The sequence below is a fragment of the Oceanobacillus salinisoli genome, from assembly GCF_009733865.1.
In the GTDB taxonomy this organism is placed as follows: Bacteria; Bacillota; Bacilli; order Bacillales; family Amphibacillaceae; genus Oceanobacillus; species Oceanobacillus salinisoli.
Map to the genome: position 1 here is coordinate 59,799 of NZ_WOFB01000002.1, position 20,917 is coordinate 80,715.

Genomic DNA, 20,917 nt, shown 5'->3' on the forward strand with positions numbered 1-20,917 from the left:
TATCTCATATCAGATAAGCCTTATTTTTATTAAGAGGTGGAAGAATGGAAGGAAGATTTAATTGGGCTGGTGTGATTGAATTTTTACCAGAATTAGGCACTGGTCTCTATTACACGTTACTAATATCAATTGTAGGACTTATTATAGGTTTTATTTTAGGGGCGATATTTGGACTTGGCCGTATTTCCAAGAATAAGATTTTCTATAGTATTACGTCGGTATATATTGAAATTATCCGCGGAACACCAGTACTTGTACAAGCTATCTGGATTTTCTTTGCACTTCCGTTAATTACAGGATTTAACATGGCTTCGGTTACAGCGGGTATCGTTGTGATTGCCATTAATTCAGGCGCATATATTGCAGAAATTGTACGAGGAGCTGTCCAATCTATTGAAAAAGGACAAGTAGAAGCGGGACGTTCACTCGGTTTGACCCATAATCAAACGATGCGCTACATCGTATGGCCCCAAGCATTCAAGCGAATGATTCCTCCACTGGGCAATCAGTTCATTATCAGTATAAAAGATACATCGCTTTTATCTGTTATTCTCGTTCCAGAGCTGATGTTTCAAGGAAGATTAATAGCTTCCAACCACTTTAATGCGGTAGAAATTTATACAACGGTTGCCGTCTTCTATTTATTTATTACCTTAACATTATCCTATGTATTACGAATTATTGAAAGAAGGTTGGATGTCCAATGATAAAAGTACAAGATTTACACAAAAAATTTGGAGACAACGAAGTGCTAAAAGGAATCAATTGTGAAATTCAAGCCCAAGAGGTGGTCTGTGTGATTGGCCCCAGCGGATCGGGGAAAAGTACATTCCTTCGTTGCTTAAATATGCTGGAGTCGATTACAAGTGGAGATGTTACGGTTGATGGGCATAATTTAAAAGATCCCAAAACGAATATCAATATGGTTCGAACCGAAGTAGGGATGGTGTTTCAGCAATTTAATTTGTTCCCCCATAAAACTGTCATTGAAAATATTATGCTCGCTCCAGAGAAAGTACGTAAGATTTCAAGGGACGAGGCAAGAGAACGTGGTTTGAAGCTATTGGATAAGGTTGGATTATCTGAAAAAGCTGATCAATATCCATCCTCTCTATCCGGTGGTCAGCAGCAGCGTGTAGCGATTGCCCGTGCCCTAGCAATGGAACCGAAATTGATGTTATTTGATGAACCAACCTCTGCACTGGACCCTGAATTAGTTGGGGAAGTGCTGGAAGTAATGAAACAACTTGCATTGGAAGGAATGACCATGGTTGTGGTGACACATGAGATGGGCTTTGCTAGAGAAGTGGCTGACCGTGTATTGTTTATGGATGAAGGGATTATTATGGAAGAAGGAAAACCGGAACAAATTTTTTCTAAGCCAACATCCGAACGGACAAAGGAATTTTTAAATAAGGTACTGTAACACCATCATTTCCCAATAGCCAAGTTGAGGAAGATGTGTTATTCTTTAAAAGCGATGAGCTGATTTGTGTAAGTCGAAGGATCATTTTTCATGTGATGTGAACACATGGATTCATTCGCCACAAATATATTGAAGACGTCTATTGATATAGGCGTCTTTTTCGTTATGGGGAATGTTGAGGTAGTCGGATGGGAAGACAGCTTATCCACATAACGATAGAAAAATAGGCTTTCTGTGACTAACATCTGTTTATTTGCTATACTAATTCTGGTTTTTCAATATTACAGGAACCTTAAAACTTGTTATTTTCTTGTAAAATGTAGTAATACAAATCCCATAATTATTCCATATGAATCTCCTAAACTTAAATTCGGTTATACTAACATAAAAATAAAGAATAGGTGTACTATATGATAAACAAAATTTACAGCTTGGTGTTAGCAGCAATTTCTATTCTACTATTTTCCCCTGCAATATATGCGGAAAGCCCCAATCAAGAACCACCAGATATCGTAAGTAAAGCGGCCATTATGATGGAGGCCGATACAGAACAAGTATTATTTGCAAAAAATGAAACAAAGGAAATGTATCCTGCAAGTTTAACTAAAATTGCTACAGCTATTTATGCGATTGAAAATGGTAGTTTGGATGATATGGTTACCATCAGTTCCAATGCAGTAGAAGTAGATGGGACAACCGTCTTTTTGGTAGAAGGGGAGAAAGTTTCCCTAAAAAAGCTTATTCAAGGAATGCTCATTAATTCCGGAAACGATGCTTCTGTTGCGATAGCAGAGCATCTTAGTGGCAGTGTCGAGCAATTTTCAAAAGACATCAATTCTTATTTAAGACAATTTGTTGGTGTGCAGAATACAAATTTTAAAAACCCCCATGGTCTCTTTCATCCTGAACATGTGACCACTGCAGAGGATATGGCAAAAATTACGCAGTATGCAGCCAGGAATAACGTTTTTATGGATATTTTCAGTACAAAGGAACTGGAATGGAACGGAGAAACATGGGATACAACGATTCAAACTCACCATAAATTACTTAAAGGGGAATTTCCTTATGAGGGAGTGACCGGCGGGAAAAATGGATTTGTAAGTCAGTCTGGCTATACCCTAGCAACGATGGCAGAACAGGATGATTTAAATTTAATCGTTGTTACGCTAAATAGTAATTTTAAAGACGAACCCTACCAGGATACAATCAAACTATTAGACTATGGATTCGGTAATTTTGAGAATTCGAAAATTGAGGAAGGTACTAGATTTCAAACCGGGAATCAGGAATACATTACTACAGAAACGATTATCTATACACACGCATCCGATGAGAAGTCCTCGGAGGAAATAAAAGAAGGTGGGATACTTCAGTTAGAAGATGATTTGACAACCTCCACTTTTCCGCTAGAAAAAATAGAGGAAGAAAATGAAAAACAGCTAGATAGTGCATCGGTTGACAATAGCGCTCCAGCTTCTCAAGGAAATGAAAATTCAGGACCAACTATATGGATTTACTTATTGGGTATTGCTGCTGTTACGTGTACTGCTTACGTTTTTTGGAAAAAGAGAGCATTTTAGTGAAAATAGGATCCTTTCGTAACTTTTGTTGGTTTATAAATGATCTAAAATGCGTACGAGGAAATCAAAACTGCGCGCGGATGCATCCAAATCGAGCGTGGATTCTTCCCGATCGAGCGAGCGCCACATAAAGCCGCGCGAGCATACTATTGCTCTTCCCTGGTATTCAAGACTGCAGGAGTAGAAATCAGCATTGCAATCACTTCTCCTAGAAAATAGCAAAAATAAATTGTTCCTATAAAACTGTCACCAGTCAACCTTCTTGATAATATGTTATCAAAGAAGGTTATTTTTTAGGCGGAATAAGTTTAATTTATTTACAGGAGGAATACAAATGTATCCATATTATCCATATATACCTTATGTGATTCAGCCTTACCCAGTTAATCCGTATGATTTTCAGCGGTCTTATTATCCAAATGCTTATACGATGCCATCAGCAAATGAATATCGTCAGCAGCCTATTAGAGGACAAGTAACTTGGACAGAGGGTGGAGAGGTAACCAAATGTGGCATACCTTGGTCGGAAAATGAATATATGACGGCAGCCGTTGGTGAAGATTCCCCATATCAATGTGGTCAATTACTTAAAATAAGAAATATATCTGCGCCATATGGTAGAGAAATCATCGTTATGGTCGTGGATGAAACACCTGGTTTCCCTCCAAACAGAATTAATCTGCACCGAAGAGCTTTTGAAGCATTAGGAGTAAATCCTGATATTGGCGTGTTAAACGTGGAGATTATTCCATCACCTGAATTGGAAGAAGAGCAGTGGGGTAAATATTTGCTGGAAGTTACACAGGCGGCTTATCCCAATTATAATGTAACAGAGTATAATTTGATAGGGAAGACAAGGGTTTCAGAAACACAAATAAGGGAGACATACCAATTTATTGTGCAATCTCCTCAGGAAACATTACGAGTACAGGGAACGGTTACCTATAATACGGAAACGAATCGAATTGTTTCTTTTGATATAAAGGAAGTGTGAGCATGGACTACTCCATGCATCCCTTCTACATAGAAGAATGTACTGAAATGAGGAGGGAAGGATTATCAAAAAAATTTCTTCCCTCCATTTTATAAAAATAAGGTGGGCAAAAGAAGTGAGTAGCAAAGGAGGGGATAAGGAAGCCTATTCTTTTCGTTTAAAATACGCGTTTAACTGACCGCGAAGCATCTCCTCGCGAACATTCCTTTTCTTCTCTTTAAGCATGTCTTTTTTTATTTCAGTGGTCTGCACACCTTCCTCCCGTTTATTCGCGATCTTCATTAACGTTTCAATGTCATGAAATGAATACTTTCTTGTTCCCCGTTTCGTTCTATCCGGAAAAATTAAGCCACGCTCTTCATAATAACGAATTCTCCGTTCCGATAAACCGGTTAACTCATGCACAATTCCGATTGTTATCACCTTTTTATCTTTGTAAGAAGTCAAGTTTTTTCTCCCCTCCACCCGATACTTATAAGCAAATGAAACTTTTTTTATTTAAATTTGCTATAAACCCAGCTTCTTCAAGTTTATTTATGTAGATTTTCTTATTTCTTCTATAGCACACGGAGCAGATCTCCTATCTATCTTAGACACCTCCGATTAAATTAGAATGAACAGAAGAAGATGTTAAATACTATAGATGGAGTGTAAAGTCAAAAACATTTTCAGTTAATGTGAATTTTCCTAACATTCTATAATACTATTTTAGAGTACGTCCCTAACATTGTCACGGGAAATGTAAGAAAATCTAACATGGTTTTTAAAAAATGAAAAAAGCAAGATATCCCAACATTTTAAACAGAAAATAGTAGTGATGGATACGTTAAAATGATATCTTGTTTCATTGTGTTAATATATAGAAATTGTAGAATTGTATCATACAAATTTTTCGTTAAATGAATGGAGAAATGAACTAAAATCATATTCAAAGAAAGAAGGCAGTAATCTCATGTCAGAACACTCCTCCTCTACACAATCTCCAGAAAACATCAATAAAGTAACCATTATGATTGTTTTAATCTCAGGTGCTTTTGTTGCGATTTTAAATCAAACCTTATTAGGAACGGCATTGCCACACATAATGAGGGATCTACAATTAGATGAAAACACTGTTCAGTGGCTACAATCGGTGTTCATGCTTGTTAATGGGATTATGATTCCAGTAACAGCTTTTTTAATTGGCAAATTTACGACAAGAGGATTATTTTTGACAGCAATGATTTTATTTACTCTAGGTACACTGTTGGCGGCAATTTCGCCGGGATTTTCTACATTGCTGATAGGAAGAATGCTTCAAGCATCAGGTGCTGGAATTTTAATGCCCCTTATGCAAACGATTATGATGTTAATCTTCCCGGTTGAAAAAAGGGGAACGATTATGGGGCTGTTTGGACTAGTCATTGCATTTGCCCCGGCAATTGGTCCATCTTTATCCGGATATATTGTGGAACATGCGCCATGGCGTACGTTATTTTATATGATATTGCCTATCGCTATGATCGATATCATAGTGGGCTATTTTATTCTTAAAAATGTAACGAAACAGACGAATCCAAAAATTGATGTATTATCGATTATATTATCTACCTTAGGTTTTGGTTATTTCTTATATGGCTTCAGTATTGCCGGAAGTGCTGGCTGGGGAAGCGTGCAAGTCATTATTTCCTTTATTGTTGGTGCGGTTACCCTCACTTGGTTTATTTTAAGACAATTGAATTTAGAGCAACCTATCTTAGAAATGCGGGTATTTAAATATAAGATGTTTACCTTAACAACAATACTTGGTATGATAACGTTCATGGTAATGATTGGTGCAGCAGTGGTATTACCGCTATACATGCAAAATATGCTTGGTTTCTCAGCGTTTGAGTCGGGATTAGCACTGTTGCCGGGTGCAGTCCTACATGGGATAATGAATCCGATCACAGGTAGATTATTTGATAAGTATGGTGCGAGATGGCTTTCGATTTCAGGTTTGTCTTTAATTGTTGTGACGACGTTTATGCTATCGTTTCTTACTGATCAAACATCCTTCACGTATATTGCGTCTGTTCATGCTATCCGAATGCTTGGGGTTGCTATGGTTATGATGCCAGCTACAACAGCGGGGCTAAATGTTTTACCAATCGATTTAATCTCTCACGGAACAGCGGTAAACAATACCTTCCGTCAGGTTTCCGGTGCGATTGGAACGGCATTGCCAATTACGATTATGACGACAACGGCAATTCCTGATGAAGGTGTCAATGGATTAATCCACGGTGTCAATGTATCCTTTATGGTTGCAGGGATAATAGCAGTTATTGGTCTGGTGGTTACTTTCTATATTAAAGATAGAGTACGTGATGAAGGTCCGAAGATTACTGCTAAATAAGCATAGGAAGAAGACAAGGATTCGCAATAAGAGTCCTTGTCTTTTTTTAGCACGGAGGAGTCTACGTATTCCGCCTACGCTAGTAATGGTTTTCTGATTTATGTATACTATAACCTATAAAAGGGACGTTTGAAGCTCCTTTTCACTGAAGAAAAACCTTACTTTATTATGAGTAAAAAAATACGTACTTCACCAGATTACCCGTTTTTCAACAGCACAGAGATACTCGGAGAAAGAAGGTCTCTTTGTACTGTAGAGAAATCTAATCAAACATCGATTAGCAACCTCAGATAAAAAATAAGACACAAGTAATGATTCATAGAAAGAGGCGAAATGCATGAAAGGACTTAGCGGAAAGAAGGTTGCAATTGCTGCGGCCCGTCAAGCCAATGCAATCGATATACTAATTAAAAAGCATGATGGAGAGGCATTTCACTTTCCTATTCAGGGAGAATATCAACTAAATGAATTAGTCTGCAAACAGGATGTGAAGGAGTTGGTTGATAAATCTTTTGATATGGTCATCCTTACAACGGGCATTGGTGCGGACACATTGGAGCAATCCGCACAGAAACTAAATATTCATGCCCAATTTATCGAGAAACTAAGAATGTCTACGCTGGCAATTCGTGGCAGCAAGACGTGTAAATGGATGAAAAAACATGCTTTAACTCCTCACTATGTTTCAGAGGATGGTACGATGAATAATTTAATCAAGTCATTGCCTGCAGTTGCAAATGAAACGGAAAAAAGGATTTATTTACAGACGTATAACGAGGACGATGTTGAATTAAAAAGCAGTCTTAAGCAACTAGGATATGAGGTTTATTTATCCAAACCATATTCTTATAAAGAACCAGATTCACAGTTATTAGCTGCATTGAAGGAGACGATTTTAAAGCAAACCGTACATGCAGTGATTTTTACAAGTAAAACACAGGTAAGGAATCTGTTTTCATCCAGTGATCGGGACGAATTGGCTGCTGCTTTTAATGATCATGTCTTAGCAGTGGCAGTTGGAAAAGTAACGGCAGCCGAACTAGAGAATAGTGGGATAGAAAATGTACTTCAACCGATGGAACCGAAAATGGGGGCAATGATTGTGGAATTAAGTAAACAGTTTGCGGATCACTAAATGGCCGGATGGAGGTCTAAAAAGGAAAAAACAAAAATTGGTGTTAATCGGTAACGGTATAGTTATTATACGTTGGAAGGTAGAATTTGCAATAATAAAACAACCTCAGATGATGGGGATAAGCCCTTCTTCTGAGGTTTAAAATGATTAATTCGTTACTTCTGTATTATATTTATTAAAGGCACCGTGCATGACTGGTCCAACATATTCATTGAGTTTCCAGCCATGTTTGATTGCTGCATTCACAAATGCTTTAGCATCGGCAACAGAATCTTTTACGGATTTCCCGTTTGCTAAATTCGCTGTAATTGCAGCGGCAAATGTACATCCAGCACCATGGTTATAGGTTGTGTTAATTTTTTCTCCCTCTAGAACGGTAAACTCTTTTCCATCATAGAATAGGTCAATTGCTTTTTCATGCTCTAATGCTTTTCCGCCTTTTACAACCACGTTTTTTGCACCTAGCTTATGAATCTTCACTGCTGCTTCTTTCATTCCATCGATATCTTTAATTGGCCCCTTTGTACCAGCCAATTGCCATGCTTCAAAAAGGTTAGGTGTTGTCACTAGTGCTTGTGGCAAGAGAAGTTCACGCATCGCATCGGTATTTTCCGGCTGTAATACTTCATCTTCGCCTTTACACACCATGACGGGATCAAGAACATATTTATCCAGATTTGCTTCTTTAAATTTTTTTGCCCCTAATTCAATAATCTCAACTGTACCTAGCATCCCGGATTTAGCAGCATCGATTCCAACAGATAAAGCTGTCTCCAATTGTTTTTCAACAAGTTGTAAGTCAACAGGTACGACATTATGATGCCAGCCTTCTGGATCCATCGTAACGATAGTGGTTAATGCCGTCATCCCATACGTATCATGTTCCTGGAATGTTTTTAGGTCAGCTGCAATACCAGCACCGCCACTCGTATCAGAGCCTGCAAATGTTAATGTTTTTTTCATTGTCATGATGAAATCCCCCTAATTTATACGAATAATATAAACCATAGCAAATTGCTAGGATATAAGTGGTTTATTTATAAACTATATACCCTTTTTAAATTAGTGTAAAGATAATAGCGTCAATTTATTCAGATATTTGGTCTGTGATGGATTGGGGCAGCTGAATTATATTTATAATGTATCTGTTCAAAGAAGCACATATTTAGTTCAAAAGCACCTAATCAGAATACGTATATTTTGTTAAAATGATAGTATAATGAGTACAGGGATTAAAGCAGCTGCAACTGCTCCAATCCCTGGCAACTACAACCCAACCGAAGAGCGGTTGACCAAAATATTGCAATTCTCCACATAAGGAAGTAATCGCCAATCCTAGTCATAGCAGGCGGTTACTTCTTTTTGTTTAAATAAACGACAATGGTCACAGTGATAGTAATTACCGCAATGATTGTATTTCCAAATTGCGCAATTAAGCTCAGTGATTCGTATGTCGTCAATCTATCACCTCCCATCAAGAGGGAAGATGATCAACCGCCCACTATCCTTGTAGTTGTCATGGTATATTCTATCATAATAACTCCGTTAATATAATCGGTAATAAGAACTAATGTTCGTATTTTGTTTAAGGAATTTGTTGACTCTACTTATAGAATGCTTCAAATATGCTCATCCTAGTAATAAATTATGTAGTAGGAGAGATAAAATGGATAATCAGCGGGAAAATGTTAATCAGTTAAATGAAGCGAGAGCAAATATATCTTTATCAGAGGAATTAATTTCCCAGGCGATTCAAAAATTCGAATCTGACCCTGTCCTGTATGAAGAAGCCATTCGCCAGGCATCGAGAGAACTCTCCCATGTCCAAACAGTACTGGATCAGTCTATGTTTACAAGCTGAAGTGTAGAGAATGTTCGGGAGTATTAGAAAAAATTTCTAGAAGACAGAGCAGTTTGTGTAAATAGCTTGAAAGGTAACGTAGCGAAGTTCTAGGTGTCTGAATAGAGCATGAAAAAGGTTGAAAGGTAACGTAGCGAGGTTCTAGGTGCCTGAATAGAGCGTGAAAAAGATTGAAAAGTCACGTAGCGAGGTTCTAGGTGCCGGAATAGAGCGTGAAAAAGGTTGAAAGGTCACGTAGCGAGGTTCTAGGTGCCGGAATAGAGCATGAAAAAGATTGAAAAGTCACGTAGCGAGGTTCTAGGTGCCTGAATAGAGCATGAAAAAGATTGAAAAGTCACGTAGCGAGGTTCTAGGTGCCTGAATAGAGCATGAAAAAGATTGAAAAGTCACGTAGCGAGGTTCTAGGTGCCTGAATAGAACATGAAAAAGATTAAAAGGTAACGTAGCGAGGTTCTAGGTGCCCGAATAGAGCGTGAAAAAGGTTGAAAGGTAACGTAGCAGGGTTCTAGGTGCCCGAAGAAAGCGTGAAAAAGCTTGAAAGGTAACGTAGCGAGGTTCTAGATGCCCGAATAGAGTATGAAAAAGAAAGAAAAGTCACGTAGCGAGGTTCTACGTGCCCGCATAGAGTATGAAAAAGAATGAAGGGTAACATAGCCTGGTTCCAGGTGCCTAAAGAGCATAAAAAAAGACAGAAAGGCAATCACTAAAAACTAAGAGAATGTGATTGCCTTTTTTAATTGCAAATTGTCTGACAAATGTACTGGGTTAATATATAATAGAGAGGAATTAGATTCAAACTATTATTGGATGATATAGGAGATCGAACATGGAAAAAATAGATGGAACAAGCCTTGGTATGGTCGAGCGAAATATTCAAAAAATGAAAGAAGTATTTCCCGAAGCTTTTACTGGTACCAAGCTAAATCTTAATAAACTGCTCACACTATTAGGAGAGAATACGGAAGAGAGTCAGCGCTATGAATTTACTTGGCATGGGAAAAATGATGCCATTCGCTTGGCCTATGAAGCCCCGACCAATATGTTAAAACCAAACCGCTCCAAGAGTATCGACTGGGATACGACAGAGAATCTATACATTGAAGGAGATAATCTGGAAGTATTACGCCTTCTGCAGCAATCTCATCTAGAACAAGTCAAAATGATTTATATTGACCCCCCTTACAATACTGGAATGGATTTTATTTATAAAGATGATTTCAGTGAAACTCTCAGCAACTACAAAACAAACAATGACACTACAGAGCTATATGGCAGATTTCATACAAACTGGTTGAATTATATGTACCCAAGATTACTATTGGCCAAAAATCTATTAACAGAGGATGGCATGATTTTTATTAGTATTAGTGATAAAGAACTCTATAATCTGAAGAAAATCTGTGATGAGATTTTCGGTGAAGAAAACTTTGTAACAACGTTTATTTGGGAGAAAAAGAAAAAGCCATCTTTTTTGGATCGAAATATTGGCTGTGTTACAGAATACATTCTCGTCTTTTCAAAGAACAATGAAAAATCGCATGCTCTTTCTATAGAAAAAACGGAAGAAGGGAAAAAATATCCATTTAATAATGCGGGAAATACGTTGGGTGTTTTAACCTTTCCAAAAGGTACAGTAAAATTTCGATTAAAGGATTCAACGATCAAAGCGCAGGATATGTCTGCAGGCAAAATCATAACCGAGCTATTGGATGATGTCGTAATTAAACATGGGGTCAATCAAAATATGTTTCGTCTTAAGGGGGAATGGCGTTACTCCCAGGAAAAGGTAAATGAAATTATTCGAAACGGAGAAGAAATTGTGATTAGTAAAGTTCCCTTTCGACCGAATCACGTAAAACCCGGTGGAGAAGTAAAAAAAATTAAAAACCTGTTTTCCATTACAGGCTATGGATTTCCAACCTATGAAGATGCGGACAAGGAAATAACAGACTTATTTGGGAAAAAATTATTTGATTATTCAAAGCCTGAAAAACTAATTCGCCGGTTAATCCAGTCCCTTTTATATCAAGATGAAAAAGCAATTGTCCTGGATTTCTTCTCGGGGTCAGGTACGACTGGTGAAGCAGTTTGGCGGTTTAATAGGGAATTTGGAGGAAACCACCGATTCATTCTTGTTCAGCTTCCAGAATTAATTGATAAAAAGTCGGTGGCATACAAAGATGGGTTTCGCACAATAAGTGAGCTTGGAAGGGAGCGGCTAATAAGGAGTAGACAAAGATTATTAAATGGCAGAAAAAATAGTGATCTAGGCTTTAAATATTTTGAATTAACGGAGAAGTAGCTTTTGGTTGTGTTAAAATGGAAAATAATGGTGGGGATAAAAAATGAATGTTTTTCAAGCTATTCAGGAAAGAAGAGAGATTACGAAGTATAGTGATCAATTGATTCCGGATGATAAGCTGAAGAAAGTAGAAGATGCTGGATATTATGCGCCAACAGGGAATAATCTGCCTTCGAAGCATATAGTCGTTGTAAAAGACCGTGTAACACTTGATAAGCTCTCGGAAACAACGCCTTATATGAAATGGCTGAAGGAAGCACCTGCTGCAATTGCTGTTACTGGAAATCCGACAGTAAGCAAATATTGGCTGCAGGATGCATCGATTGCTTGTGCTTTTATTTGGCTGGAAGCAGTAGAAGTAGGAATTGGTTCTGCGTTCGGTGCGGTTTATCACTCGGAAGATGAAGAGGAATCCATAAAGAGGGAAAATCATGTTCGTGCGCTATTAAATTTACCAGAAGAGCAGCGAGTGGTTGCGGTACTAGGATTAGGCTATCCGAAAGAGAATCCAAAGCCAAAGAATCATATTCCTAGAGAAGAAGTGGTATCGTATGAGAAATTTAGCTAATGTGGAAGCAGTGAAAGTGTAACCAGATGAGATGGTGTGTCCATTTCATTAGTTTGAAAGAATGTTTTTGGTTTACGAATTACATACATTGGGAATCAGGAAATGCTCCCCATCTGATAAAGTGAATCTTTAATGAAGTGGGGGCATACAGCCAGTAATCAGTGATAAACATGATTCCACCAGCCCAATCAATTCCAGACAACTATGGATAAAGCTGAAAAGATAGAATCTGCCGCATTTACACCTCCCTTTCTATACTTCTGGTGTATAATGCTGGAGCGAATAAGCTGTCTATAAAATTAGATACCATGGTTTAGACGAGTGTAAAGAGGGTATTCTAGAAAAAGGTGTTGTTTGTTTAACGATTCAAGTTAATAAAGAAGTATATGAATAAAGGAGAGATCGCGATGGCAGATTTAAAATACGATATTATCGAAAAGATTGCAGTACTTTCTGAATCACCTAAGGGATGGACTAAAGAGTTAAATCTCATTAGCTGGAATGGCAGAGATCCAAAATACGACTTGAGGGATTGGGCACCAGATAAGGATAAAATGGGAAAAGGTGTCACCCTAACCAAAGAAGAGTTATTAAATTTAAAAGCAACTCTAGCAGAATGGGAGTAATATAACAATCATTGACAAAAGAGTCTTGCAATTCATTTTGGGATATGGTAAAATAAAATAATCGCAATTGGATACGGGATATTAGCTCAGTTGGGAGAGCAGCTGACTCTTAATCAGCGGGTCGTAGGTTCGAGCCCTACATGTCCCATAATAAAAAAAGAGAGAGGTTAGGCTCTAGAGTCTAACCTCTCTCTTTTTTCCTGGAAAATATAAATTTTAGCAAGAAGTCGGTTCAACGTAGTTAAATTTTAACACCCCAAGTATAAGAAAAACGGATAAAAATGTCCTCGCCGTGTTTCAAGATGATTCAGTGAAGTAGCCCCCACGCAAAGCTACATGAAAAAAATTTGAATTCAAGACGTCGCTATGCTAATAGGAGAGCTATGAGTTTTTCTTAGGACGCTGGGTTTTTAAAGGTTAAATTTCATAGTAAAATAATAGAAAAATATACTGGAAGTTGGTAGATTCATATGAAAGAGATTGTGTTGGCAATGGCAGATGCTGTAAATGAGATTCATGATATTCTCATAGATATTTTTGGGTTTCATATGACCGATAAGGAGCTGCATTTTTGGATTATTGGAGTTATTGGAATGTTTACGTTTTTAGTCGTATATTTCTTCTTTAAATGGATTGCAAGAATGAAGTGGAGTATTACGATTTTGTCGTTTATCTATACGTTTACGGGAATGGTTGTTTTAGTATTTGCGATTGAGCTGCAGCAGGCGATAACGAATCGCGGAAACATGGAATTCGCCGATGCGGTTGCCGGGTTATGGGGATTTGTTGTCTTATTTATGATCTATGCGGTGGTTGGTCTGATCATTTATGGATTTAGAAAGTGGATGAATAAGAAAAGAGGCTAATGTTTGAAAAAGAACAGCTGTAAAATTCTGATGTGAATTAGCAGTTGTTCTTTTTCTTTTTATCACATAGTTGAGTAATGGTATTTCTGATGAGTTGCTACTAGTTGCGGAAGATAAAATTTAGCTTTCATGTGAGGAATTCAGCTTTCGCGGAAATAATTCAGCCATCATGCAGAGAATTCAGCTTTCGTGTGAATAATTCAACTGTTGCGGGGCATCAAACAGCTTTCGTGTAGTCTGGATTTATTACCAGATTATGGTAATAAGATACTAACTGTAATATGAAGTATTAATTATGTATACACTGTTAAAATAACGCTATTCTTACATATTTAGTAACGTGTCAGAAAATGATTCAGGGGGCACAGCAATGTTAAAGCTAAAAGAGATGGCTAAAAAACAGAAAGGGAATCTTATACTTTTAGGGGTTTATGCTTTCTTCTCGGGTGCTTCCATCCTTGGACAAGCCTATTTATTCGCTACAATTATTGACGGTGTATTCCTTAAGGGTGTTCCTTTTTCTGACATCACTACATTATTAGCCGGATTGCTGTTTGTTCTTTTTGCAAGAACGTTATTTAACTATCTTATAGGGAAAACAGGGATAAAGATGGCTTCGAGGGTGAAAAGAGGTCTTCGTCAATTTCTTCTTCGTACTTATTCCAATACAACGCTTCAGTCTTCTATCCACGGACAATCTGGACAAAAAGTAAGTGTCCTGTTGGATGCAGTAGATAAAGTGGATAGCTATTTTAGCAAATATATCCCGAAAATCTTTCAGGCAACCATCATTCCAGTATTGATCTTCATCGTTATATTTTTTGAGCATGTACCGACAGGAGTGATTATTCTAATTACTGCACCATTTATCCCAATATATATGGTGGTTATCGGTTTTAAAACGAAGGATAAATCAGAAGAACAGCTACATAAAATGGCAGCTTTTTCAGGGAAGTTTCTCGATACATTACAAGGTCTGACTACATTAAAATTATTTGGCCACTCTCAAAAACAAAAAGAAGAAATCAGAAAAAGCAGTTTGGAGTTTCGAGATGCTACGATGGATGTATTAAAAATTGCCTTTCAAAATTCTCTAATATTAGAGTTTGTTTCTATGTTAAGTATTGGATTGATTGCATTGGAAGTTGCGATTCGAATGATTATTTTTCAGGATTTGAGCTTTTATACAGGGTTTCTCATGCTCATATTGGCACCGGAGTTTTATAATAAGCTGAAAGAATTGGGCAGTGCATTTCATACAGGAAAAGGCAGTATAGGTGCAGCTAATGTGATAGAAGAGGAGCTGGAAAATACATTTGCTCCTGTTACGTGGGGAGAGGAGCACTTAGATGAAAAAACACCGCCAACTATCGTTTTAAGTAAAGCTGGTTTTCGTTATGGGGATGCTGGATTTAGTCTGACAAACATAAATCTTGTCATCCATCCTTATGAAAATGTGGCAATTGTCGGCAAAACCGGTTCTGGTAAAACAACGTTATTGCATGTTCTTGCTGGACTATTTCCATTAACGGCAGGAAAAATACTCATTAACGGAAATCCTCGGGATATGTACAAGGAAGAAGAATGGTTTGGAGGTGTAAGCTATATTTCCCAATCTCCTTATTTGTTTTCGGGAACGATTGCTGAAAATATTGCTGTCGGTTCTCGGCATTCTACGACAATGGAAGAAATCGAACATGCTGGGGAAAAAGCCGGAATAGCTGAAGTAGTACGGTCTTTGGCAGATGGTTATGATACGAAAATCGGGGAGGTAGGGAGAGGACTTTCTGGTGGAGAAAAACAGCGGATTGCGATTGCCCGAGCTTTTTTAAAACGGCCATCTGTCATTTTATTTGATGAGCCTACAACAGGATTAGACCTTTATACGGAGCGGATTTTACAGGAATCGCTGGATGAATTATCGAGGAATGCCACCGTTATTACTGTGGCCCATCGGCTGCATACGATTCAGCGTGCAGATAAAATTATGGTGATGGAGGACGGAAAAATCATTACAGCTGGTACCCATCAGGAGCTATTGAATCATGCGTTATACAAAAGGATGGTTTCTGTTCAGCAGGGAGGTGCTTAACGTGAAAGATTTAGGAACGATTGTCAAAATCATGTTTCGTGAGAAAAGGGATATCTATTTATCAGTACTGTGTGGTTTTATTGCGGGAATAACTGCAGTTGGTCTCTTTGCATCGAGTGGATATTTAATTTCCAAATCTGCATTTGCCCCGCCAATCTATACGCTAATGATTCTAGTTGCATCGGTAAAGCTGCTGGGAATTATTTCTGCAGTAAGCCGCTACGGGGAACGTTATTTTTCCCATCGCGGAACGTTTACGATGTTAAGCAATTTACGTAGTTCCTTTTATGAAAAAATCGAACCATTGGTACCCCGTGTATTTCATCAATATCGAAGTGGAGATCTTTTAGCGAGAATAGTAGGGGATATTGAAACGTTGCAGAATTTCTTCCTGTTGGTTTTTTATCCGCCAATCGTAACCGCTCTTATCTTTGTTTGCACCATTTTTATTGCTATGTTTTTTTCAATGGAAGCAGCGCTCATTATTTTTATTGGATTTATTTTGACGACAATTATTGTACCAGCGCTTTTCTTACTAAGGCAACGAAAGTTTCAGCTTAAAGTAAGGAACAGTCGCAGCAGATTTTCAATCGAGATAACTGAATTTCTTTATGGATACCGGGATTTGAAAATATATCAGCAAGTAGAAGGGAAGGAGCATCAGCTAAATCTGTCATCTGATGCGTATTTAAAGGAACAGGAAAGAGAAGAAATCCATCATTTGTTTGGCGAATCTGTCAATACCTTTCTATCCTTAAGTATATCGTTTATCGTTTTAGGAACTGGAGCTTATTTGGTTAGTGAAGGACAGCTGGATGGAATCTTCCTGGCCATGCTCGTCATGATATCTTTAACCGTTTTTGAAAATGTTACGACAATTGCAGCGTTACCTGGTCATTTAGAAGATAACAAACAAGCAGCTGCTCGCTTAAATAAGGTTGTAAGTTATGAGGAAGTGCAGGAATCAGATGTTGGGAAAGCTAAGCTAATCATACAAAGTGCTCCTTCCTTGGAGGTAGAAAATCTGACATTTACTTTTCCTGATCAGTCGAGAAAGGCGCTTTCCAATATTTCGTTGAGACTTCCTGCAGGTTCGAAAACCGCAATTGTTGGTCCAAGTGGGTCCGGAAAGTCAACACTCATGCAATTAATCATGTATTTATATCCAATCGCTGATGGGGAGATTCGTATCAATGATCAGCCCTACCGTCAACTAAACAAGGAAAGTATTTGGAAACATACGAACATCGTGCTTCAGGAAAATCATTTCTTTTTCGGAACAATTCGCGATAATTTACTGTTAGATGCAAAGACAGCGGATGATGACATCCTTCAGGTATTGGAAAAAGTAAAACTTGGCCATTTTTCTTTGGATGATTCTGTATTAGAGAAGGGGGAAAATCTTTCAGGGGGCGAAAAGCAGCGTTTGGCCATTGCACGGATTTTTTTGAAGAAAGCACCCTTATGGCTTCTTGATGAACCGACCTCCTCCTTGGATGCTATTACAGAGGCGGAAATTTATCAGCATCTTTTTTCTTTAGCAGAAAAGGATACGCTTGTCCTGATTAGTCATCGATTACAGGGATTAGAAGAGATGGATCAGATTGTCGTAATGGATCGAGGAAGAATTGTGGAGATGGGGAATTATCATGAATTGATGGAGATGAGAGGCTATTTTTACGGGATGAAGCAAATTGAAAAGAGTGTGTTTACTTGGGGAGTTACTTGAATCCTGAATAGCGGGGGCTTCTCACGCGATATTTGCAGAAAGTCGTGCACAGAAAATAATAGGAGCTGAATTATCAGCTCCTATCCCTGCTTAATACCCCTCTTGATCTCCTTCTTTAATGGATGCTGCAGCTGAAATATCCTCTTCTTCCACTCTTTCCAATTTATCTGCTTGACCGGCATTTTCAATGTCACCTGTTGCTTTGTATCCCGCAATTTCGGTATTGGAAGTAGTTCCGTAAAGTCCCATTCCACCAAGTTTGACGTTAATTTTTTCATTCGTTTTTTCTTTGTTGTTCTTTGCCATTTATTCCACCTCCTATCGGTAATTTAACCAAAGGAGTTGAAAATTATAGATGTTAAATAGGGCAACATGGATTCACTCGTCTTCCTCTATAGCAGGTGAATCTTTTAGTGCTGCCCAGAAAGAAATGACAATGGCCGCAATGGTAATAATAATTGGAGCAACAAAAATTAAAAAGTCATCAAACAAATCCTTCACTCCTTTTGTTCCTTCGTTCCTCGTACATAATTTTTATTGAATAAAAACAGTTTTAACACAAGATATAAAGAAGGCAGTAGTAAGGCCAGGCCGAGAATAAACACAACCACCAGCGAGATAGCCATCGCTCGATTTGTAAACCCTTCGTGAATCGTCAAATGTGGGTAGAGTAGGTATGGATAATGGGAAATGCCATATGCGTAAAAAGCAAGTGCAAATTGTCCAAATAAGAGCCAAACTGCTGTCCCATAATTTTTGCGTTTCCAGATGAACCAAACGGTTAGTGCCCAGAGCAAAAAGGATAATCCAAACACCCACCAAAGGTCCACTAATCTCTCATAGTGCTCAGGATTATGAAAACGTAATTCATATACAATACCACCAGCTGTTACAATCAAAGGCAATGCCCAAATCAATGCATACCGGCGCATGAGTTTTGTTGCTTCGTCATCGCCTGTCTGGTTAGCATACCAAGTAAGAAACACAGCGGAAATATATAAAACTGCAACAATGCTCAATATGACAATTGACCATGATAATGGACTGGTAAACAATGCCCAGTAATCAAGAACGGGATTTCCGTCTTCGATAAAGACAAACCCACCTTCTGAAATCGCCAGTACGGTAGATAAGGCTGCAGGAATCAATAATCCTGTTAATCCATACAAAAAAGCATAACCCTTATGTCCCTTGGAACCATATGTTTCAAAAGCATAATAGGACCCACGGATGGCCAGCAAAATGAGTCCAATACTTCCAGGAACAAGGAAAATGGTTCCGATATAATAAGCAGTTTGTGGAAAAAAACCAACAATACCCACGAAAAAGAATACGAAAAATACGTTGGTAATTTCCCATACTGGTGAAAGGTAACGCTGGATTACTTTTGATAAAATATGCTCTCTACCGGTGATGATACTATATGCATTAAAGAAACCTGCACCATAGTCAATCGAACCGATGATCACATAACCAAACAGAAATGTCCAAAGTACTGAAATTCCCAAAATTTCTAAGCTCATGACGGATCAGCCCCCTGTTCGATTCGTTTAAGTTCAGCCTCAATTGGGTTTTGTTTAAATATACGGCGTAAAACTACGATGGTACCGACACCAAGGATGATATATAACAATCCAAAGAGAAGAATCATGACATGGACATAATCACTGGTCGTTGCTGCTTGATCCACTGTCATAATACCCCGTAATATCCATGGCTGTCTTCCAACTTCAGCCATCCACCAACCGAACTCAATAGCAAGGAGGGATAATGGACCGCCAAGGACAATAATCCAGCGGAACCCTTTTGATTTGATAAAGGCCCAGCCCCGTTTGATTCCAATCCAATATACAAAGGATAATAAAATCATGAAAACACCGATAGTTACCATCGAATCAAAGAAATAATGGATAATTAATGGTGGGGTTTCTTCTTCAGAAAATTCATTTAATCCAATAACCTCGGCTGACGGATTTCCGTGAGCGAGTATGCTTAGGGCAAAAGGAATTTTTATTGAATATTTGACTTCCTGATTTTCATCCAGCACGCCATACATAAGAAGGGGGGCATAGCCTTCTGTTTCAAAATGCCATTCAGCAGCAGCTAATTTCTCCGGCTGATATGCGGCAAGATATTTTCCAGAAAAATCCCCATTAACCGCAGTCGCAATTGAAAAAATAAGACCAATTTTCATCGTTAAGTATAGTGCTTTTTTATGATAAGGATGTTTCGATCCTTTTAATAATTGGAATGCGGCAATGGATGCAAGTACAAATGCTGCCGCCATATAGGCAGTAACCACGACATGGAAGACCTTGGTTACCATTGCAGGATTAAACATCGCTGCAATGGGGTCGGCATTGACAAGCTGTCCATTCACCATATCAAAACCAGCAGGAGAGTTCATAAAAGAATTGACAATGGTGATAAAGAATGCCGACATTCCTCCACCAATAGCAACGGGAATAAGCAATAGTAAATGCTTGCGCTGATCAGCAAATCGATCCCATGTGTAGGCATAGATTCCTAAAAATATAGCTTCAAAGAAAAATGCAAATGTTTCCATAAATAAAGGAAGGGCAATGATTTGACCTGCCAGTTCCATGAAGTTTGGCCAGAGTAAGGACAACTGCAGTCCAATAATGGTACCTGTTACAACCCCCACTGCTACGGTTACAAGATAACCCTTGGACCAGCGTCTTGCCATCAGAATGTAGTGTTCATCATTTTTACGGATTCCCAGCCAATGGGCAATGATAATAAGCAATGGAACTCCAACACCAATCGTTGCATAAATCACATGAAAGGTCAGGGTCATTAACGTTAAAAAACGGCTGGCTAGAACCGGGTCTTCCAATATCATCATCGTCTCCTCCTTTAACTCGTCCCGGGATCTATCGCATTTAAAAAAATAAGTTGATAAAGTAATTCGCAGGCACAAAATATAGGTTTAGTGTTTGCGATTTCTAATTAATTATTATGTGTTTTATGGATTTAATCCCATTTTAAGCTAAAGGCTCTATTGTCAGTTTTGTTACTTTTAATTGTAGTTGATATAAATTGCGCGCGAGCACGAGTCAAGTCGCTCGAAAACGCAACCAAATCGAGCGGGCACACAGTCGAGTCGCGTGGGCACGAAACCAAATCGCGCGAGCGCCACATCAAATTGAGCGAGCAGGCAACCAAATCGAGCAAGCACGCAATCCAGTCGCGCAAGCCCGCAACGAAATCGCACGACCACCACATCAAATCGCGCAAGCAGGGGTGCACAATTGCCCGGAGACTAGAATTGGGCAAAGCAGTCCTTATGTCGCAGTTTATCAAATTAGAGAAAACCACCAATTAAAAAAAGAATCTA

At 38.4% G+C, this 20,917-nt stretch carries 20 protein-coding genes and 1 tRNA gene; 14 read left to right on the forward strand and 7 right to left on the reverse strand.

The window, feature by feature from the left end; translation table 11 throughout:
- Positions 1 to 44 precede the first annotated feature (44 nt).
- The 4 genes from GMJ66_RS02160 to GMJ66_RS02175 all read left to right on the forward strand — a co-directional run bounded on the left by GMJ66_RS02160 (position 45) and on the right by GMJ66_RS02175 (position 4,003).
- The gene (locus GMJ66_RS02160) at positions 45 to 707 is read left to right on the forward strand and encodes an amino acid ABC transporter permease (RefSeq protein ID WP_156288709.1); all 663 of its coding nucleotides are present in this window, start codon (positions 45 to 47) and stop codon (positions 705 to 707) included.
- Entirely contained in the window at positions 704 to 1,426 is a 723-nt protein-coding gene (locus tag GMJ66_RS02165; RefSeq protein ID WP_156288710.1) for an amino acid ABC transporter ATP-binding protein, read from the forward strand. Before GMJ66_RS02160 ends, GMJ66_RS02165 begins: the two co-directional genes overlap by 4 nt.
- Positions 1,427 to 1,836: 410 nt before the next feature.
- Complete coding sequence (locus tag GMJ66_RS02170; protein ID WP_156288711.1) at positions 1,837 to 3,009, forward strand: D-alanyl-D-alanine carboxypeptidase family protein; 1,173 nt, start codon at positions 1,837 to 1,839, stop codon at positions 3,007 to 3,009.
- A 334-nt stretch (positions 3,010 to 3,343) separates the two neighbouring features.
- The gene (locus tag GMJ66_RS02175) at positions 3,344 to 4,003 is read left to right on the forward strand and encodes a DUF3889 domain-containing protein (protein ID WP_156288712.1); all 660 of its coding nucleotides are present in this window, start codon (positions 3,344 to 3,346) and stop codon (positions 4,001 to 4,003) included.
- 144 nt (positions 4,004 to 4,147) lie between these two features.
- On the opposite strand, the gene GMJ66_RS02180 is transcribed toward GMJ66_RS02175, so the two are convergent.
- A complete protein-coding gene (locus GMJ66_RS02180) occupies positions 4,148 to 4,450 on the reverse strand; it encodes a MerR family transcriptional regulator (RefSeq protein WP_156288713.1) in 303 nt (100 codons plus the stop codon).
- Between the two features lie 505 nt (positions 4,451 to 4,955).
- On the opposite strand from GMJ66_RS02180, the gene GMJ66_RS02185 reads away from it, so the two are divergent.
- Complete coding sequence (locus tag GMJ66_RS02185) at positions 4,956 to 6,380, forward strand: DHA2 family efflux MFS transporter permease subunit (protein WP_156288714.1); 1,425 nt, start codon at positions 4,956 to 4,958, stop codon at positions 6,378 to 6,380.
- A gap of 337 nt (positions 6,381 to 6,717) precedes the next feature.
- Positions 6,718 to 7,515 carry a uroporphyrinogen-III synthase gene (locus GMJ66_RS02190; RefSeq protein ID WP_156288715.1) on the forward strand — a complete coding sequence of 266 codons (798 nt, stop codon included), beginning with the start codon at positions 6,718 to 6,720 and terminating at the stop codon, positions 7,513 to 7,515.
- A gap of 147 nt (positions 7,516 to 7,662) precedes the next feature.
- Here GMJ66_RS02190 and pdxK read toward each other — a convergent pair whose 3' ends face one another.
- Both pdxK and GMJ66_RS20550 read right to left on the reverse strand, forming a co-directional pair.
- Positions 7,663 to 8,484: a pyridoxine/pyridoxal/pyridoxamine kinase gene (gene pdxK, locus GMJ66_RS02195; RefSeq protein WP_156288716.1), complete on the reverse strand. Its 822-nt coding sequence runs from the start codon at positions 8,482 to 8,484 to the stop codon at positions 7,663 to 7,665.
- 383 nt (positions 8,485 to 8,867) lie between these two features.
- Entirely contained in the window at positions 8,868 to 8,975 is a 108-nt protein-coding gene (locus GMJ66_RS20550; protein WP_231514787.1) for a putative holin-like toxin, read from the reverse strand.
- Between the two features lie 206 nt (positions 8,976 to 9,181).
- Here GMJ66_RS20550 and GMJ66_RS02200 point away from each other — a divergent pair, with 206 nt between their 5' ends.
- From GMJ66_RS02200 to cydC, 8 genes are all read left to right on the forward strand, one after another.
- Positions 9,182 to 9,376, forward strand: coding sequence for a hypothetical protein (locus GMJ66_RS02200; RefSeq protein WP_156288717.1), 195 nt, complete (start codon positions 9,182 to 9,184; stop codon positions 9,374 to 9,376).
- A gap of 826 nt (positions 9,377 to 10,202) precedes the next feature.
- Positions 10,203 to 11,678: a site-specific DNA-methyltransferase gene (locus GMJ66_RS02205; RefSeq protein WP_156288718.1), complete on the forward strand. Its 1,476-nt coding sequence runs from the start codon at positions 10,203 to 10,205 to the stop codon at positions 11,676 to 11,678.
- A gap of 43 nt (positions 11,679 to 11,721) precedes the next feature.
- Positions 11,722 to 12,246: a nitroreductase family protein gene (locus GMJ66_RS02210; RefSeq protein WP_156288719.1), complete on the forward strand. Its 525-nt coding sequence runs from the start codon at positions 11,722 to 11,724 to the stop codon at positions 12,244 to 12,246.
- 407 nt (positions 12,247 to 12,653) lie between these two features.
- The gene (locus GMJ66_RS02215; RefSeq protein ID WP_156288720.1) at positions 12,654 to 12,872 is read left to right on the forward strand and encodes a YdbC family protein; all 219 of its coding nucleotides are present in this window, start codon (positions 12,654 to 12,656) and stop codon (positions 12,870 to 12,872) included.
- Between the two features lie 75 nt (positions 12,873 to 12,947).
- Positions 12,948 to 13,020, forward strand: a tRNA-Lys gene (locus GMJ66_RS02220).
- A gap of 322 nt (positions 13,021 to 13,342) precedes the next feature.
- Positions 13,343 to 13,738: a hypothetical protein gene (locus GMJ66_RS02225; RefSeq protein ID WP_156288721.1), complete on the forward strand. Its 396-nt coding sequence runs from the start codon at positions 13,343 to 13,345 to the stop codon at positions 13,736 to 13,738.
- A 370-nt stretch (positions 13,739 to 14,108) separates the two neighbouring features.
- Positions 14,109 to 15,830, forward strand: a complete 1,722-nt coding sequence (gene cydD / locus GMJ66_RS02230; protein ID WP_156288722.1) for a thiol reductant ABC exporter subunit CydD — start codon at positions 14,109 to 14,111, stop codon at positions 15,828 to 15,830.
- A gap of 1 nt (position 15,831) precedes the next feature.
- Positions 15,832 to 17,559: a thiol reductant ABC exporter subunit CydC gene (gene cydC, locus GMJ66_RS02235; protein WP_156288723.1), complete on the forward strand. Its 1,728-nt coding sequence runs from the start codon at positions 15,832 to 15,834 to the stop codon at positions 17,557 to 17,559.
- 90 nt (positions 17,560 to 17,649) lie between these two features.
- On the opposite strand, the gene GMJ66_RS02240 is transcribed toward cydC, so the two are convergent.
- From GMJ66_RS02240 to GMJ66_RS02250, 4 genes are all read right to left on the reverse strand, one after another.
- Positions 17,650 to 17,865, reverse strand: a complete 216-nt coding sequence (locus GMJ66_RS02240) for a hypothetical protein (protein WP_156288724.1) — start codon at positions 17,863 to 17,865, stop codon at positions 17,650 to 17,652.
- Between the two features lie 72 nt (positions 17,866 to 17,937).
- The gene (cydS, locus tag GMJ66_RS21125; protein ID WP_407939182.1) at positions 17,938 to 18,051 is read right to left on the reverse strand and encodes a cytochrome bd oxidase small subunit CydS; all 114 of its coding nucleotides are present in this window, start codon (positions 18,049 to 18,051) and stop codon (positions 17,938 to 17,940) included.
- Between the two features lie 5 nt (positions 18,052 to 18,056).
- A complete protein-coding gene (locus GMJ66_RS02245; RefSeq protein ID WP_156288725.1) occupies positions 18,057 to 19,082 on the reverse strand; it encodes a cytochrome d ubiquinol oxidase subunit II in 1,026 nt (341 codons plus the stop codon).
- A complete protein-coding gene (locus GMJ66_RS02250; protein ID WP_156288988.1) occupies positions 19,079 to 20,422 on the reverse strand; it encodes a cytochrome ubiquinol oxidase subunit I in 1,344 nt (447 codons plus the stop codon). The genes GMJ66_RS02245 and GMJ66_RS02250 overlap by 4 nt, the downstream gene beginning before the upstream one ends.
- Between the last annotated feature and the right edge of the window lie 495 nt (positions 20,423 to 20,917).